The 16,135-nt window shown below is 69.4% G+C and carries 18 protein-coding genes and 1 tRNA gene; 11 read left to right on the forward strand and 8 right to left on the reverse strand.

Annotated elements, in window-relative coordinates:
- Positions 1-2,637: a putative bifunctional diguanylate cyclase/phosphodiesterase gene (locus tag NLX83_RS06620; protein WP_254233954.1), complete on the reverse strand. Its 2,637-nt coding sequence runs from the start codon at positions 2,635-2,637 to the stop codon at positions 1-3.
- 381 nt (positions 2,638-3,018) lie between these two features.
- Here NLX83_RS06620 and NLX83_RS06625 point away from each other — a divergent pair, with 381 nt between their 5' ends.
- Both NLX83_RS06625 and NLX83_RS06630 read left to right on the forward strand, forming a co-directional pair.
- Positions 3,019-3,405: an SSI family serine proteinase inhibitor gene (locus NLX83_RS06625; RefSeq protein ID WP_254233955.1), complete on the forward strand. Its 387-nt coding sequence runs from the start codon at positions 3,019-3,021 to the stop codon at positions 3,403-3,405.
- A 123-nt stretch (positions 3,406-3,528) separates the two neighbouring features.
- On the forward strand, positions 3,529-3,945 hold the full coding sequence (locus tag NLX83_RS06630) for a hypothetical protein (RefSeq protein ID WP_254233956.1): 417 nt from the start codon (positions 3,529-3,531) through the stop codon (positions 3,943-3,945).
- Between the two features lie 67 nt (positions 3,946-4,012).
- Here the strand turns inward: NLX83_RS06630 and NLX83_RS06635 are convergent.
- Positions 4,013-4,093: transfer RNA gene (locus NLX83_RS06635), tRNA-Tyr, on the reverse strand.
- Positions 4,094-4,220: 127 nt separating this feature from the next.
- Between NLX83_RS06635 and NLX83_RS06640 the strand changes: the two genes are divergently transcribed.
- Positions 4,221-4,712, forward strand: a complete 492-nt coding sequence (locus tag NLX83_RS06640) for a YajQ family cyclic di-GMP-binding protein (protein WP_254233957.1) — start codon at positions 4,221-4,223, stop codon at positions 4,710-4,712.
- Complete coding sequence (rfbA, locus tag NLX83_RS06645) at positions 4,712-5,593, forward strand: glucose-1-phosphate thymidylyltransferase RfbA (RefSeq protein WP_254233958.1); 882 nt, start codon at positions 4,712-4,714, stop codon at positions 5,591-5,593. The genes NLX83_RS06640 and rfbA overlap by 1 nt, the downstream gene beginning before the upstream one ends.
- 15 nt (positions 5,594-5,608) lie before the next feature.
- Here the strand turns inward: rfbA and htpX are convergent, their stop codons facing one another.
- The 4 genes from htpX to NLX83_RS06665 all read right to left on the reverse strand — a co-directional run bounded on the left by htpX (position 5,609) and on the right by NLX83_RS06665 (position 8,018).
- Positions 5,609-6,487: a zinc metalloprotease HtpX gene (gene htpX / locus NLX83_RS06650; protein ID WP_254236108.1), complete on the reverse strand. Its 879-nt coding sequence runs from the start codon at positions 6,485-6,487 to the stop codon at positions 5,609-5,611.
- A gap of 93 nt (positions 6,488-6,580) precedes the next feature.
- Positions 6,581-7,015, reverse strand: a complete 435-nt coding sequence (locus NLX83_RS06655) for a 4Fe-4S binding protein (RefSeq protein ID WP_254233959.1) — start codon at positions 7,013-7,015, stop codon at positions 6,581-6,583.
- Positions 7,012-7,584, reverse strand: coding sequence for an NADH-quinone oxidoreductase subunit C (locus NLX83_RS06660; protein WP_254233960.1), 573 nt, complete (start codon positions 7,582-7,584; stop codon positions 7,012-7,014). Before NLX83_RS06660 ends, NLX83_RS06655 begins: the two co-directional genes overlap by 4 nt.
- A complete protein-coding gene (locus tag NLX83_RS06665; protein ID WP_254233961.1) occupies positions 7,581-8,018 on the reverse strand; it encodes an NADH-quinone oxidoreductase subunit B in 438 nt (145 codons plus the stop codon). The genes NLX83_RS06660 and NLX83_RS06665 overlap by 4 nt, the downstream gene beginning before the upstream one ends.
- A 186-nt stretch (positions 8,019-8,204) precedes the next feature.
- Here NLX83_RS06665 and NLX83_RS06670 point away from each other — a divergent pair, with 186 nt between their 5' ends.
- On the forward strand, positions 8,205-8,942 hold the full coding sequence (locus tag NLX83_RS06670) for a GntR family transcriptional regulator (protein ID WP_254236109.1): 738 nt from the start codon (positions 8,205-8,207) through the stop codon (positions 8,940-8,942).
- Positions 8,943-9,219: 277 nt separating this feature from the next.
- On the opposite strand, the gene NLX83_RS06675 is transcribed toward NLX83_RS06670, so the two are convergent.
- Entirely contained in the window at positions 9,220-9,753 is a 534-nt protein-coding gene (locus NLX83_RS06675; protein WP_254233962.1) for a hypothetical protein, read from the reverse strand.
- 217 nt (positions 9,754-9,970) lie between these two features.
- Here NLX83_RS06675 and NLX83_RS06680 point away from each other — a divergent pair, with 217 nt between their 5' ends.
- The 3 genes from NLX83_RS06680 (at position 9,971) to NLX83_RS06690 (ending at position 13,293) form a co-directional block, all read left to right on the forward strand.
- Entirely contained in the window at positions 9,971-11,035 is a 1,065-nt protein-coding gene (locus NLX83_RS06680) for a LysR family transcriptional regulator (RefSeq protein WP_254233963.1), read from the forward strand.
- 241 nt (positions 11,036-11,276) lie between these two features.
- On the forward strand, positions 11,277-11,852 hold the full coding sequence (locus NLX83_RS06685; RefSeq protein ID WP_254233964.1) for a dihydrofolate reductase family protein: 576 nt from the start codon (positions 11,277-11,279) through the stop codon (positions 11,850-11,852).
- Between the two features lie 1,093 nt (positions 11,853-12,945).
- Positions 12,946-13,293, forward strand: a complete 348-nt coding sequence (locus tag NLX83_RS06690) for a helix-turn-helix domain-containing protein (RefSeq protein ID WP_254233965.1) — start codon at positions 12,946-12,948, stop codon at positions 13,291-13,293.
- Between the two features lie 117 nt (positions 13,294-13,410).
- On the opposite strand, the gene ddaH is transcribed toward NLX83_RS06690, so the two are convergent.
- Positions 13,411-14,283: a dimethylargininase gene (gene ddaH, locus NLX83_RS06695; protein WP_374118674.1), complete on the reverse strand. Its 873-nt coding sequence runs from the start codon at positions 14,281-14,283 to the stop codon at positions 13,411-13,413.
- A 74-nt stretch (positions 14,284-14,357) separates the two neighbouring features.
- On the opposite strand from ddaH, the gene NLX83_RS06700 reads away from it, so the two are divergent.
- The 3 genes from NLX83_RS06700 to NLX83_RS06710 are packed head-to-tail and all read left to right on the forward strand — an operon-like array spanning position 14,358 to position 15,931.
- Positions 14,358-14,810 (forward strand): Lrp/AsnC family transcriptional regulator, encoded by a 453-nt coding sequence (locus NLX83_RS06700; protein WP_254233966.1) that lies wholly within the window; start codon positions 14,358-14,360, stop codon positions 14,808-14,810.
- 3 nt (positions 14,811-14,813) lie between these two features.
- Complete coding sequence (locus NLX83_RS06705; protein ID WP_254233967.1) at positions 14,814-15,173, forward strand: GntR family transcriptional regulator; 360 nt, start codon at positions 14,814-14,816, stop codon at positions 15,171-15,173.
- Positions 15,174-15,181: 8 nt separating this feature from the next.
- On the forward strand, positions 15,182-15,931 hold the full coding sequence (locus NLX83_RS06710; RefSeq protein ID WP_254233968.1) for an enoyl-CoA hydratase: 750 nt from the start codon (positions 15,182-15,184) through the stop codon (positions 15,929-15,931).
- Positions 15,932-16,135 lie beyond the last annotated feature (204 nt).

The raw sequence follows: 16,135 nt of genomic DNA on the forward strand, positions 1-16,135 counted from the left end.
TCATCGGACCAAGGTGAGGACCATCTCGTCGTGCCTGCCCCGCGCCCGGATGGTGCGGGCCCGCAGCCAGGCCTCGAAGCGGTCCTCGGCCAGCGGCCTGGAGATCAGGTAGCCCTGGGCGATGTCGCAGCCCATGCCCACCAACTGCTCCCGCGCCGCGTCGTCCTCGACGCCCTCGGCGACCACGGTGAGGCCCAGCGAGTGCCCCAGTTCGACGATGGAGCGCACCACGGCCATGTCGCCGAGGTCGGTGCCCATGCCGAGCACGAAGCTCTTGTCGATCTTCACCTCGTCCACCGGGAGCTGCCGGAGGTAGGCCAGCGAGGAGTACCCGGTGCCGAAGTCGTCGACGGCGAGCACCACGCCGAGCGCGTGCAGCCTGCGCAGCACCGGAAGGGAGCGCTCCGGGTCGGCCATCACGCCGGACTCGGTGAGCTCGAAGGTGAGCAGCCTGGGCGGCACGTCGTGGCGGCGCAGCGCGTCCGCGACGCGGTCCGGGAAGGTCTCGTCGGCCAGGTTGCGCACGGACAGGTTGACCGCCGCGGACAACCGCAGCCCCCGGTCCAGCCACTGCCGCACGCGGACGAGCGAGCACTCCATGACGAAGCCGGTGAGCGCGTCGACCAGGCCGGTGGCCTCGACCGCGGGCACGAACTCGTCGGGGTCCAGCGGGCCGTACTCCGGGTGCCGCCAGCGGACGAGGGCCTCGACGCCGACCACCTCGCGGCTCGGCAGCGCGACCTTGGGCTGGTAGTGCACGGTGACCTGGCCGCTGTCCAACGCGTGCCGGAACTGGGTGACGAGCTCGAAGCGGCGCTTGAACATCTGGCCCATTGCGGGCACGTAGGCGCGGACGGAGTCGTCGCCGGCCTTCGCCTGGCGCACCGCGACGTCCGCGCGCTGGATGAGGGTGTCGACGTCGAGTTCGGGCTCGCCGTCCTCCTCGGCGCTGAGCACGTATCCGACGACGGCACTGGCCTCGACCGTCAGCCGATCGACCGGGTAGGGCGCGGCGACCTGGGCGCGCAGCCGGGCGGAGAGCCGGTGCGCTTCCTCGGCGTCGCAGTCGATCAACAGTGCCGCGAACGCCCCGCCTTCGAGCCGGGCGAGCGGGACGTCCGGCCCGAACGCCTCGCGGAGCCGCCTGCCCGCGGCGACGACCATGCGGTCGCCCCATGCGTGCCCGAGCGCGTCGCTGACGGTGGAGAGCACGTCGAGGTCGATGCGCAGCACCACGGACTTCGGGTGGGTGCGAAGCGGTTCCGCCGCCGCCTCGCGGAAGCCGGGCCGGTTGAGCAGCCCGGTCAGCGGGTCGTGGTAGGCGTCGTGCCTCAGCCTGGCCAGCAGGCGGCGGTTGTCCATCGCCGTGGCGAGGTGACTCGCGAGCGTCCTGAGCAGTCGCACGTCCGCCCGGCCGAAGCCGCGCCAGCGGCTGAGCCGGTCGTGCGCCTCCGCGGCGCCGAGGAGCTGGTTGGCCCCGCGCAGCGGCACGACGAGCGCTTCGTGCGCGCCACGCCGGGCCAGCGCTTCACGAACGTCGTCCGGGGCGTCGACAGTGCGGAAGTAGCGCACGTGCGCGCCGGGCAGCTGGAGCATCGGATCGTCGCGCAGGCCGAGCGAGTCGTTCTGCGGCGCGTCTTCTGGCAGCGGTTCCCCCGCGACCAGGGAGCGGACCCCCGCGGGCGCGTCCGGTCGCAGGTGCAGCACCACGCGCGCGGCGTTGAGCTGCTCGCGGATGCGCTCGGCGATCTGCTGCCACTCCTCGCTTGCGCTCTCCGTGTGGATGTCGTCCGGCTCGCCGGTCGGCCTGCTCGCGGCCTGCTGGCCGGAACGCGCCACGGTGAGGCTGACGTCGCTGAGGGCTTCCAGGTCGCGCTGCTCCCGCAGGAGGCCGGAGTAGGCGCGGTAGAGCAGGACGAGCGCGGCCGAGACGAGCACCAGCAGCACCCAGCCCCACGGGCCGCGCGTGCTTACCTCGTAGCCGACCAGCCCGACCGAGGTGTTGAGGAGGCCGACGACCAGGGTGCGCAGGCCGAGCCGCACGGCGCCGCCGACGCGCAGCTCCCCGCCGAGGACGTGCACCGCGGCGAGCGCGAAGGCCACGCTGACCATGGGCGAGGCCACGGTGCCCGCGACCGCGCCGAGCCAGTGCGGGCCGCTGGTCACGGCCGCTGTGACCAGGTGGGCGATGCTGAACGGGACCGCGATCTCCAGGCACATCACGCCGGCGTTGTAGACGACGTGGTCGCCGCCCCTGCGGCTGAGCTGGGCGCCGAGTCCGGCGAGCAGGTGCGCCCCGAGCACGACCTCGAACGGGGCGGTCAGCAGGCCGAGCACCAGCGGGATCTCGGTGAAGGAGATGGTCCAGCCGACGGTGCGGACGTCGACGTCGATGGTGAGCTGTTCGGCCAGCAGGAACCCGAGCACCAGCAGCGGGCCGATCCACAGCAGTTCCGGGCCGAAGTCCGCGCGCAGCCAGCTGCCGACCCCCACCGTCGCCAGGACGCCCACGAGCAAAACGAGCCAGGAGAACCGGGCGAAGGTCCGCCCGCGCGCCGCGGGATCTCCGGAGAGCCCCAGGGGTCGCGGCGCGTCCGGGGAGGATTCCGGGTCCAGCGGGCGGCGACGATCGGACATCCACCCTCCTCATCGCGTTGCCGCAAACGGGCAACCCACGGTGCCTGCCGATCGTGACCGACCACGGGCGTCTTGACTAGAGCGTCTGGAGGTCGACTTCACCCCAACAGGGGAAAGCGGCCGGGTGAATATGGACGCGGAAAGGGACCCCCACCGACCATCAGGGCCCCTTTCACCTGCAACTATACCCCTGCTGGGGTAACGGTTACCCGGTCGAGTTGCCTACTCCACCGACACAGAGTGATCACGGGATGATCTCGGCCACAGCACGCGCCGGTCACTGACGCGGGTGTTACCCACCGGTCCGCCCGGCCGGGCGCGCGTTTCGGAGGTACACCGGGACCAACCGGACACCCCGATCCGGAGGTCCCAGGAGGAGCCATGAAAACCCCGCGCGCGTTGTTCACCGCCACCGTGGCGGCCGTCGCGGCGGCCACCGTCCTGTCCGCGCCCGCCACCGCGGCGGAGAAGGACAGCACCCTGGAGCTGATGCTGGTCCACGGCGACCAGGTCCGCAGGACGACGCTGACCTGCCAGCCCCACGGCGGCACCCACCCCGAGGCCGCGGCCGCCTGCGCGGACCTGCAACAGGCCCAGGGCAACTTCGCCAACCTCCCCGGCGTCAAGGACAAGACCTGCACCATGGAGTACAACCCGGTGGACGCGAAGGCCATGGGCACCTGGCGCGGCGCTCCGGTGGAGTTCAACCGCCACTTCGGCAACCCGTGCACGGTCAACGCCATGACCGGCCCCGTGTTCCGCTTCTGAGCCGTTCGCACCAATCCTCTCGGTTTCGGCTGTCGCCCTTTCCCCGTCCGTGCAAGCTGTGCCGCCTGACCGCCTGGGGGCGGTCAGCACTGGGGAATGCACGCGAACACCGAGGGGAAGAACGTGCGCAGAACTCTCTTGGCGGTGGTCATTGCCACCGCGACGCTGGCCGGATCGGGTGTCGCCGCGGCCTCGCCCATGGCCGAGGAAAAGCCGTGGAGCGCCTCGTTTGAAGGAGCGACCGCGAGTGGCACGTCGACAGTCACCAAGACGAGCGAGCTGTTCTACAAGCTCGACTTGAAGGGCGCGGTGACCGGCACGTCGTCCAGTGACTGCTACTTCGTGGTCATGCGGACGGCCCACTTCGGCAAGCCGTGGAGCTACACCACCACGGAGTCGGCCAAGCAGTGCGGCAAGGGCAGCACTGCGGTCGCGCTCACCGACTACCCGGACGGCATCACCTACACCGCTTTCGCGAAGGTCTGCCGCAATGACCGCGACACCTGCGGTGAGCCCGTCAGCATCCTGAACTTCGGCTGACCCACCGGGCGGCACAGCAAAGTCCCCGTGACCGTTGGCGCTGGTCACGGGGGCTTTTTGCTGCGAGTGGCGGGTAGAGGATTCGAACCTCTGAAGCTTTCGCGACGGATTTACAGTCCGCTCCCATTGGCCGCTCGGGCAACCCGCCCCGCTCGCACGGGAGAGCTTACATAGCGGGCGCGGGCGGATCGGAGGGGGGCCACCGGTAGCGTCTTGGGGCGCAGGCGCCCGCTCCCGTGGGCGCGTCCGAACCCCTGAGCAGGAAGGACTTCGACGTGGCAGACCCCTCGTTCGACGTGGTGAGCAAGGTCGAGCACCAGGAGGTGGACAACGCGCTGAACCAGACGGCCAAGGAGCTGTCCACCCGGTTCGACTTCCGGGGCACCGGCTCGGAGATCACCTGGGCAGGCGAGGAAGCCATCGCCATCCAGTCCGAGACCGAGGAGCGGTGCCTGGCCGCGATCGACGTGTTCAAGGAGAAGCTGATCAAGCGCGGCATCTCGCTGAAGGCGTTCGAGGTCGGCGAGCCCGCGATCTCCGGCAAGATCTTCAAGGTCACCGGCAAGATCATCCAGGGGATCGAGGCGGACAAGGCGAAGAAGATCGCCAAGACCATCCGCGACGAGGGCCCCAAGGGCGTCCAGGCGCAGATCCAGGGCGATCAGCTGCGCGTGTCCGGCAAGAAGCGGGACCACCTGCAGGAGGTCATCGCGCTGCTGAAGAACCAGGACTTCGGCATCGCGCTCCAATTCACCAACTACCGGTGATGAAGGGCATCATCCTGGCCGGGGGCAGCGGCACCCGCCTGCACCCGATCACGCAGGCGGTGTCCAAGCAGCTGCTCCCGGTCTACGACAAGCCGATGATCTACTACCCGCTGTCCACGCTGATGCTGGCGGGGATCCGGGAGATCCTGATCATCTCCACCCCGACCGACCTGCCGATGTTCCAGCGGCTGCTCGGGGACGGCTCGCAGTTCGGGCTGGACCTGCGCTACGCCGAGCAGGCCGCGCCGAACGGGCTCGCCGAGGCGTTCGTGATCGGCGCGGACTTCGTCGGCGCCGACCCGGTCGCGCTGGTGCTCGGCGACAACATCTTCTACGGCCAGGGTTTCTCCGCGCAGCTCCAGCAGCTGGTGGCGGACCTGGAGGGCTGCGTGCTGTTCGGCTACCGGGTCAAGGACCCGCAGCGCTACGGCGTCGGCGAGGTCGACGCGGACGGCAGGCTGCTCTCGATCGAGGAGAAGCCGGAGCGCCCGAAGTCCAACCGGGCGATCACCGGCCTGTACTTCTACGACAACCAGGTCGTGGAGATCGCCAAGGGGCTCAAGCCGTCCAAGCGCGGCGAGCTGGAGATCACCGACGTCAACCAGACCTACGTCCGGCAGGGCAACGCCCGCCTGGTCGACCTGAGCCGCGGTTTCGCGTGGCTGGACACGGGCACGCACGACTCGCTGCTGCAGGCGGGGCAGTTCGTCCAGGTCCTGGAGACGCGGCAGGGCGTGCGCATCGCCTGCCTCGAGGAGATCGCGCTGCGGATGGGCTTCATCGACGCCCAGGAGTGCTTCGCGCTCGGCGAGAAGCTGGCCAAGTCCGGCTACGGCGAGTACGTGATGGACGTCGCCAGGGTGGCGGGCGCGGCGGGCTGAGCCACACCAGCCGGGTCACCAGCCGGGGGGCTGCTGCCGGTCCGCCATCTCCTCCAGCCTGCGCACCCGGTCGGCGATCGGCGGATGGGTGGAGAACAGTCGGGACATGCCGTCGCCGGGCCGGAACGGGTTGGCGATCATCAGGTGCGACTGGGAGACCAGCCGCGGTTCCGGCGCGAGCGGCGCCAGCTGGGTGCCCAGCGCCAGCTTGCGCAGCGCCGAGGCGAGCGCGAGCGGGTCGCCGGTGAGGTGCGCGCCGGACTCGTCGGCCTGGTACTCCCGCGACCGGCTCACCGCGAGCTGGACGATGCTCGCCGCGATCGGCCCGAGCACCGCGATCAGCAGCAGCGCCAGCGGGTTGGGCCGGTCCTCGTCGTCCCCGCCGCCGAAGAGCCCGGCGAACATCGCGATGTTGGCGAGGAAGGTCACCACGCTGGCCAGCGCCCCGGCGACGGAGGAGATCAGGATGTCGCGGTTGTAGACGTGCGCGAGCTCGTGGCCGAGCACCGCGCGCAGTTCGCGCTCGTCGAGCAGCTCCAGGATTCCCGTGGTGCAGCACACGGCCGCGTGGCGCGGGCTTCGGCCGGTGGCGAAGGCGTTGGGGGCCTCGGTCGGGCTGAGGTAGAGCCGGGGCATCGGCTGCCGCGCCGAGGTGGCCAGCTCGCGGACGATCCGGTACATCGCGGGCTGCTCGGCCTGGGACACCGGACGGGCGTGCATGGCGCGCAGCGCCAGCTTGTCGGAGTTGAAGTAGGCGTAGGCGTTCATGCCGAGCGCCACGACCAGCGCCACCACCAGCCAGCCGCCCCCGAAGAGCGAGCCGACCAGGATGATCAGCGCGCTGAGCCCGCCGAGCAGCAAGGCGGTCCTCAACCCGTTGTAGTGCCTGTGCACGTCGCTCAACCTCCGGATGATGCGCGGTTCCGAGGGTCTGCCCGGTTAGTCGCTTTCCAGTAGAACAACGTCGGCACCGAAGTGGAAGTTCCGTCAGCGGCCCGGGCGGCCGCCGCGCTGGGCCGCTTCGGGGGCCGGTTCGGCGGCCGGGTCCAGCGGTGGCGGCGGTGGCACGGCGGCCACCCACTCGCCCAGTGCCGGGCGCTCGTGCACGAGTTCGGCCACGGCTCCGGAGCCGTCCAGCTCGCCGGTGCCCGGGTAGTCGAAGTCCGGTGCCCAGTGCAGCGCGTCGAAGGGGCAGACCTCGACGCAGATCCCGCAGTACAGGCACTGCCCGTAGTCGATGGCGAAGCGGTCCAGCACGTTGCGCTGCCTCGGCCTTTTCGAGCCGGGTTCCTGAACCGTCTCCGTGTGCGAGGTGATGTGCAGGCACCAGTCGGGGCACTCGCGCGCGCAGATCATGCACACCGTGCAGTTCTGCTCCAGCAGCGCGATCACGCCGCGGGTGCGGGGTGGCAGGTCGGTCACTGCTGGGGCTCCTCTCGGCGCGGTCCCCACTCGGGGCCGGGCACTCCGGGCGGGGCGAGGCGGCGGCGGCTCGGCGCACTGGTGTCGGCCTCCCCCGGTTCCAGGCCGCCCGGCCACGGCCGCACCACTCTGGCCGCGAGCACGAAGTCCTTGCGCAGCGGGTGTCCCGCGAAGGAGTCCGGCAGCAGGAGCCGACGAGGATCGGGATGGCCCGCCAGCGCGATGCCGAACATCTCGGCCGCCTCGCGCTCGTGCCACGCCGCGCCCGCCCACACGGACGCGAGGCTGGGCAGCGCTTCGCCCGAGGGCAGTTCCGTCCGCATGAGCAGGCCCGCGCGCTCGCCGGGGTGGACGACGTGCAGCGTGACCGCGTGCCGTTCCCCCACCGCTCCGGGCCTGCCCGCGTCCTCGACGCCCAGCCAGTCGAACATCCGGCAACCCAGGGCGTTCTTCGCCGCGAGCGCCGCGCCGTGCCAGCTCTCCAGGGGCACGATCGCGCGCTGCCGCCCGAACTCCAGCCGGGTGGTCACACCGTCCACCTCGGCCGCCAGCGCCTCGGCGAGGCTCATGCGGGCACCTGCCCGGTGATCAGGCGGTGCAGTGCGGCCAGCCCTTCGAGCAGCGCCTCCGGCCGCGGCGGGCAGCCGGGCACCGCGACGTGCACCGGCAGCAGCTGGTCGATGCCCTTGGTGACCGCGTAGGAATCCCAGTACGGCCCGCCGGTGTTGGAGCACGCGCCGACGGAGAGCACGTACTTCGGCTCCGGCATCGCCCGGTAGGTCTCCAGCACCGCGGGCAGCATCACGTCGGTGACCGTGCCGGAGACGACGAGCACGTGGGCACGTTCGTCGCTGACCACCGGGGTGACGCCGAGCCGCTCCAGTGCGTCCTCGTCGAGGCCGTGCAACGCCGCCATGACCTCGACTCCGCAGCAGGCGAGCCCGAGGTCGAGCACGGTCAGCTCGAAGCTGACGCCCCAATCGTGACTCAGGAGGGTTCTCACATCGACCGAGAGTAGGACGAGGAGCTTTTAGGCACCTGCTCAGGGCAGGCCAGCCGGAACCTCGGACAGTAGTCAACCGACTACGGATAGAGAGTACTCTCGGCCGGTGGGGCAGAGGGTTCATTACTGAGCGGGCAATTCGACAGGAAGGCAGTCCCAGTGGCCGATCCGGGCTCTGCGTACCGGGTGAAGTTCCGAGGAATAGCAGACGAGCTGCGTGCAGCCATCCTGGCTGGCAAGTATCCCCCTGGTTCCCGCCTGCCGGGGGAGAATGACCTGATGGAGCGCTACGGCGCGGCGCGGATGACCGTGCGCGCGGCGTTGGACGTGCTCAAGAACGAGGGACTGGCGTGGTCCCGGCGGGGTTCCGGTGTCTACGTGCGCGACGACCGGCTGATCCGCAGGCTGCCGCCGCAGCGGGTCCGCGGTGACGCGCAGGAGACGTGCGCGCCGAGGTGGAAGACGGATCCGAGTTCGCTGAGCCTGACCATCGACAGCGTGGACGTGATCGAGCAGGAGACGCCCGAGCACGTGGCCAGGGTGCTCGGCATGCCGTCGCAGAGCCGGGTGTGGGCGCGCAAGCGGCGCAACCTGGTTGACGGGCGTCCGGTGATGCTCTGCGTGTCGTTCTTCCCGGCGCGGCTGGCGGTGGGCACCCCGCTCACCAAGATCAATCCTGGGCCGGGTGGCGTGTACGCGCGGCTGCGGGAGCTGGGCAAGCCCGCGGTGGTCTTCCGGGAGGAGATCAGGGCGCGCATGCCGCAGGGCGACGAGGTCACCGCGTTGCAGTTGGAGCCGGGCACTCCGCTGATGGTGGTGGCGAGGACCGCGTTCACCGGCAACGGTGAGCCGGTCGAGCTGACGGAGATGACGATGGACGCGGGCAGCTACGTCCTGGAGTACGAGTTCCCCGCACAGCCCTGAGCTCCTGGGAACCGGCGGGCGGCCGGAGGAGAGCGCGGCGGCGGTGAAGCAATATCCGCCCTGATCATGGATTGGGGCTTCGGCGGCTCGCGTTGGGGCGGGCCTGGTTGGGATAATGAGGACTTAGGGGGTCCCCGGTACCTGGGGGACCCCCGTTTGACGTTTCGGGCGCATTGCGGCCCGAATGAGGAAAGAACGGCCCCGAGAATTCGAGGCCGTTCCCCTCACCCCCAGTCGCGGCGCGGGTTCCCCCCTGCGCCGCGAGGTTCCTTCCGCCTCAGCGCAACCGCAGCGCGTACGCCTCGGTGAGCGGCGCCGTGTCGGCGGCCTTGGACCGCTGGAAGAACTCGTTGCTAGCGGGCAGCCAGAGCGAGATCACGGTGCCGACCTGGAGGACCTGGGCGGCCATCACGGCGAAAACGATCACCGACGGGTAGCGCGCGTCGCCGCTCAGGAACGCGGCCAGCACGGTGAACACCGCGACGACGGTCAGCAGCACCCGCGCCCAGTTCTTGCCCCTCGTCGCGAGCACGCCGAGCAGCATCAGCGCCGCGCAGCAGATTCCCTGGAAAACCGCTGAGGAGCGCAGGCTGTCGTCGATACTCGCTCCGGCGATGTCGCCGACCGCGGACTGGCTGAGGATCCCGCCGACCATGTCGGCGGTGGCGTCCTGGACGATGCGGACGAGCTCGTCCCGGTGCGCGAAGGTCAGCACCAGCCCGGCGACGGTGGCCACCACCGACGCCGCGACCAGCACGAACGACACCCGCATCGCGGTGGGCGCCGACGGCTTCGGCCCGTGTGAGGACACAGAAAACTCCTAGCAGGTATATGGCATTTCCCGAGCCGGGCGAGTAGTAAGGAAAGGGATTTGCCCGGCGACCGCTTGACGGGCAGTATTCAAACCATCAGGAACCACAATTGTCCAGTCGGATAGAATAGACTTAGCGATCAGTTCGGATTGAAATGGAATCAAGTTCAGTTCAACTGGACTCCGCACCAGTTGACCAGACGGAAAAGGACTCGACTTGACCGCCGACCCCGGACCGGATCCGTTGGAGGACCGGGCACTGGACCGGCTGCTGGACTGCCCAGCGGCTCTGCTGGACGTCACCTTCGACCAGCTGCGCACCCTGCTGGTGGTGCACGAGAAGGGCTCGGCGCTGCGCGCGGCCCGCACCCTGGGGCGGGACCAGTCGAGCGTGCAGAAACAACTCGACACGCTCAACCGGAACTTCCAGGCGCTGTGCGGGACGGCGCTGGTGGAGAAACGCGGACGCGGCCAGGACTTCCTGTTCACCCCGGTCGGCAGGAGCGCGGTGGAGCTGACCAGGAAGGCGCTGGAGGGCGGGCTGGACGCCATCCAGGGTTGGCGGCACCAGCTCGGCCGGACGCTGACGGTCGGCACGACCCGGTTCACCCTGGAGTACCTGGGGCAGGCGTGGCGGCACGTCGCCGAGGAGTTCCGGGCCCGGGAGATCGAGCTGCGCATCGTGCACATCCGCTCGAAGGACCTGTGGGGAAAGCTCGACGCCGGTGAGGTGGACCTGGTGTGCGGCACCACGATCGTCGACCCGGCGGACAGCGGTGAACTGGACCGGTTCGAGGTGCTGCCGTGGTGGCGGCAGAGCAGGCCGGTGGTGCTGACCAACCTCTCCGAGGAGGAGCTGCCCGGCCGGGTGGTGGACGCGAAGCGGCTGCGGAAGCTGCCGATGATCCTGCCGTCCGCGGGCATGGTGAACGACTTCCTGCGCCGGTGGTACGGGCCGGAGTACCGGGCCCAGCTGACCGTGGCCGCGGAGATCGAGGAGATCCACTACGGCACGACGCTGCTGCGCTCGCGGCTGGCGCGGGGCTGCATGGTGGTCACCCAGGGCGTCGGCCAGGCGGCGCTGGACGGGCAGTTCGGCGAGTCGGTGCCGTTGCGGGTGCTCGAGCTGGACGACGAGTCGCGGCCGCGGCTGCAGCAGTTCACCGGCGTGTTCGCGCGCAAGGGCGAGCGCGCGAAGCACACCGCGGACCACCCGCTGAACCTGCTGTGGACGGCGTTCGAGAAGGAGGCGCCGTCGGACCTGGTCGCCGACCCGCTGTGAGACGAGTTCGGCCCTGGTCACGGATCGGGCCGCGGCGATCAACCAGTCGGCTGATCTTGTCAGCCCTCCGGTCAACAACGTTGGCAACACGGCTACGGGCTTCCCGCAATCGCGTCGAGATCCGCCCACAACCAGGCCCGCGCGGAGCCGTCCGAACTTTTTCTGGCGGATGTGTCGAATCCAGCCGCTCCTGTTCGACGCACTGATGAAACCGCACCTCAGACCAACCAAGGAGCACCCCATGCGCACCCTGATCTCCACCGCGTTCGTCTCGCTCGACGGCGTCGTCGAAGGCCCCGGCGGAGAACCGGGCTACCGCAACTCGGGCTGGACGTTCCAGGGCATCGAGTTCGACCCCGCCGCCTACGAGCTCAAGAGCCGCGAGCAGGACGAGGCCGCCGCGATGCTGCTCGGTCGCGTCAGCTACCAGGCGTTCTCCCCGGTCTGGCCGGGCATGACCGAGGAGTTCCCCCGCTACAACGCGATGCCCAAGTACGTCGTCTCGACGACCTTGAAGGAGGAGGACCTCGTCTCCAACTGGGGCGAGACCACCATCCTCCGGTCCCTCGACGACGTCGCCGCGCTCAAGCGGACCGAGGGCGGGCCGATCACCATCCACGGCAGCGCCGACCTGAACCGCAACCTCTCCGACGCCGGCCTCATCGATCGCTACCACCTGCTCGTCTTCCCCGTCCTGCTCGGCGCGGGCAAGCGCCTGTTCAGCGGCACCGACAAGGACAAGCAGAGGCTCACGCTCGTCGAGAGCGAGTCCTACGCCAACGGCATCCAGAAGCTCGTCTACGACGTCACCCGCTGACCACGACCCGCCTGCGGTCAACGGTGTGATTCGCGGAGGCCAACCGGACGCCGTTGACCGCTGGGCGGGCATGTGGTTCACCTGGGACGAGGTGAGCTGTAGGCGTTGGGCTTGCTCCACGGGATCGATCTGCGTCATGGACCGGACGAGGGACTACCTCCATGACGACGACCAGATTCGCGCATGGCTGCTGGAACTACGAACCTGCCGCGACACCGCCATGGTGCAGCACTGCGTTGATCAGCCTCAACGTCGCTGACCTGCGCGTTTGACGCTCCTCAGCTACAGGGGCACGCACTCTGCTCCGCGCATGTCCCGTAGCCACGCAGGCTGCCACCAGCTGCCCACGCCGCATCCTGGACGTCTGAGCCGAATAAGGCCAGGTGAGAGCATCTGCGCCAACTGAACGAGGAAATCTATGGTGACGGAGGTAGACATTGGCCGCTGGGCGTGGGTACTATCCTCCGCGTTGAACAAGAGAGAACATGGCACGGGAGATGACGAACTACCCGTGAGGTCAACGCAAGACGGTCAGGCGTGCCGGAGCCGATCAGTAGAAGGGGCTCCAGGCTGGTGACCAAGGGCAGTCGGTGAGCAAGACCGGAAGCACTACCGCGGTACGCACGAAACCCGGAGCCGACAGCCGCGCATACCAGCAAGTGCAAAGCGCAGTTCAGGTTGAAGTTGCAGTACAGGTTGCAAGCGCACGACGGTCAGGCGTGCCGGAGCCGATCAGCGGAAGGGTTCCGGCAGGTGGCCAAGGGCGGTCGGCGAGGTGAATCCGGCATGTGCATGAGGTCCGGAGCCGACAGCCACGTGAGAACACGAAAGTCAGTAATCAGAGGAGAAGGGAAGGGTTGCACACCATCGGATCGCCCGCCTTCGGCTGAACTCCGCCGGACGGGTACCGCGGTTCCATCAGATTGGAAGGTGGTCTTCGGTTACGCACACGCGATCCCCGCTTCACCCGCTTCTCGTGCGGGTCACGCGGACAGAGAAAGTCGATCTCACGGTCGGCTAGGTGGAAGTGAAACCCAATGACCCTGGGGCCCCGGTGCTACGGCACCGGGGCCCCTCGTGATGCGGAGGCGCGATGATCCCAGAAACCCACGAAACAGCGAACAACGAACCGCAGACCACAGCCGAGAAGTTCGACGACGACCACTACCCCGCCTATTCCATGGGCCGGGCCGCGGAACTGCTCGACACCTCGGCGAACTTCCTGCGCAGCCTGGACGAGGCGAAACTCATCGAGCCCCAGCGCTCGGCTGGCGGACACCGCCGGTACAGCCGCTACCAACTGCGCCTGGCCGCCCGTGTCCGCGCTTTGGTCGACCAGGGCACCGGACTGGATGCCGCCTGCCGCATCGTCACCTTGGAAGACCAACTCCGAGAAGCCCAAGCTCTCAACACCGATGCCAGGCGCCCGCAGGCGCCCTAGAGGTATCCCCGCTGCCGGGTGTGCGGACGATCCGAAAATCGGGACGTCGACCCGAAACGAGTCCCTGCGGCAATGAAGAGACCCCCGACAACAACGTCGCCGGGGGTGCTCAAGCGATCAGGCGCGGAGCTCCATGGTGCAGCACTTGGGGCCGCCGCCGGACTTGCGGAGTTCGGAGATGTCGACGTAGTGCGTGCGGAAACCGCGGGCTTCGAGCGCGGCGCCGAGAGCGGTGGCCTCGACGGGCAGGACGACGTTGTAGCCGTCGGAGACGCCGTTGAGGCCGAGGCACGCGGCATCGGCCTCGGTGGCGAGGACGGCATCGGGGAACAGCAGCTCCAGGACGCGCTGCGAACCGGGCGAGAAGGCGGCGGGGTAGTACGTCACGAGCGGGTTGTCGCGGGAGTCGTCGAGGACGGCCAGCGCGGTGTCGAGGTGGTAGTAGCGCGGATCGACGAGCTTGAGCGACACGACGGGAACACCGAGGATCTCCTGCGCCTCGGCGTGCGCGCCGGGGTCGGTGCGGAAGCCGGTGCCCGCGAGCAGGACGCGCCCGCTCCACGCGAAGTCGCCCTCGGCCTCGTTGATGTTGGCGGGCATGACCACGTCGCGGAAGCCGTGCTCCAGGAACCAGCGGCGGTAGAACTCGGCCTCACCGGCGCGCTCGGGGGCCCGGAAGCGGGCGCCGAGGACGCGGCCGTGCACGACGGTGCCGGAGTTGGCGGCGAAGACCATGTCGGGCAGGCCGGGCTGCGGCTCGATCTCCTCGACGACGTGGCCGAGGCTCTCGTAGGTCCGCTTCAGCTCCGACCACTGTTCCAGCGCACGCTCCGTGCTCACCGGTTCGCTGGGGTCCATCCACGGGTTGATCGCGTACTCGACGGTGAAGAACTTGGGGGCGCACATGAGGTAGCGCCGGGTGGTGGGCGTGCGGGCGGCGGCGAGCGCGCTGGCCCCGGAGACGGGGCGGACCTCAACGGCGGACGACATGATTCGAAATCTAAGTGGCGAACTGACCATCGATCAACGCCGCTTCATGCCGCATAAACGGCAGAATGTTGCGTATGGACTCGATCGACCATCGAATCATTTCGTGCCTCGTCGCGGACGCTCGATCAAGCTACGCGGAGATCGGCTCGACCGTCGGTTTGTCGGCCCCCGCGGTGAAGCGTCGGGTGGACAAACTGCTGGACGCGGGGGTGCTGCGGGGGTTCACCGCAGTGGTGGACCCGGAAGCACTCGGTTGGGGGACGGAGGCGTTCGTCGAGGTGCACTGCCACGGCAACATCAGGCCGGGCAAGCTGCGCGCGGGGCTGGAGCCGCTGGCCGAGGTGAAGGCGGCCTACACGGTCTCCGGCTCGGCGGACGCGATCGTGCACCTGCGGGCGGCGAGCATCCACCACATGGAGACCGCGCTGGAGCGGCTGCGCGCGGTGGACTTCATCGACCGGACCGTCTCCACGGTGGTGCTGTCCACGCTGCTGGAGCGGCCCGCGACGCCGAAGACAGGAGGCTGAGCCATGGTGGACATCCACATCGACGGCAGCTCGTCGGTCCCGCCGTTCGAGCAGCTCCGCACGCAGCTCGCCAAGCAGATCACCGAGCGCACGCTGACGGTGGGCACGCGGCTGCCGACGGTGCGCAAGCTCGCAGAGGAGCTGGGACTCGCCGCGAACACCGTCGCGCGCGCCTATCGCGAACTCGAAGAAGCGGAGCTGATCGAGACGCGAGGGCGCAACGGCAGCTTCGTGAGCGCCGTGGGCGGGCACAGCCAGGCGGCGATCCAGCGCGCGGCGCAGGACTACGCGGCCAAGGTCCGGGCCTTCGGGATCGACCCGGAGGAAGCCGTCCGCGTCGTGCGCGCGGCCTTGCGGCAATAATCGCGGCCATGAGCGGCGAGGTGATCTTGGAGCGGCGGGGAGCCGTCGCGGTGGTGACGGTCAGCGATCCGGAGCGGCGCAACGCGCTCACCCTGGACCTGTCGCAGGCGCTCGCCGACACCGTCGCCGCGTGCGAGGCGGACGCAGAGGTCGGGGCGCTCGTGCTGACCGGCGCCCCGCCCGCGTTCTGCGCCGGGGCCGACCTGACGCAGCTCGGCGAGTCCCGGGAGGAGGGGCTGCGGCGGATCTACCGCGGCTTCCTCTCGGTCGCGAACTGCTCGCTGCCGACGGTCGCCGCGGTGAACGGGGCCGCGGTCGGCGCCGGGCTGAACCTGGCGCTCGCCTGCGACGTGCGGGTCGCCGGGCCGAAGGCTCGGTTCGACGCGCGCTTCCTCAACCTGGGCATCCACCCCGGCGGCGGGATGACCTGGATGCTCCAGCGCCTCGCCGGGCCGCAGACGGCGAAGGCGATGGTGCTGTTCGGGGAGATCCTGGACGCCGAGTCCGCCGTGCGGCACGGGCTGGCCTGGAGCCACGCCGAGGACGCGGTCGACACCGCCGTCGCGCTGGCGGAGCGGGCCGCGTCCGCGCCGCGGGAGCTCGCCGTCGCAACGAAATCGTCGATGCGGGTCACGGCGAGTCTCGGCGTACACGCCGACGCGGTGGAGACCGAGCTCGTGCCGCAGATCGCGTCGATGGACAGTCCCGCGTTCGCTGAGCGGCTGGCGGCGCTCAAGGGGCGGATCTCGCGGAGCTGAGGGTTCCTACTCCTCGGGAACCTCGAGTGTGATCTGGGTTTCCTCAATCGATTCAGGGAAGTGCCGGAACTTACCGTTGACCACAGTGTCACCGGGCGGTAACCGGGCTTACAGCGCCTAAGTAAGGCAGGACTACCCTCGGGGGCAGCAGGGTCCGTTGCCCGTGCCCATCAGCCGAGACGGAGTCCCTGAATCCAGTGCGGG

It is taken from the genome of Allokutzneria sp. A3M-2-11 16 (genome assembly GCF_024213555.1).
Lineage (GTDB): Bacteria > Actinomycetota > Actinomycetes > Mycobacteriales > Pseudonocardiaceae > Allokutzneria.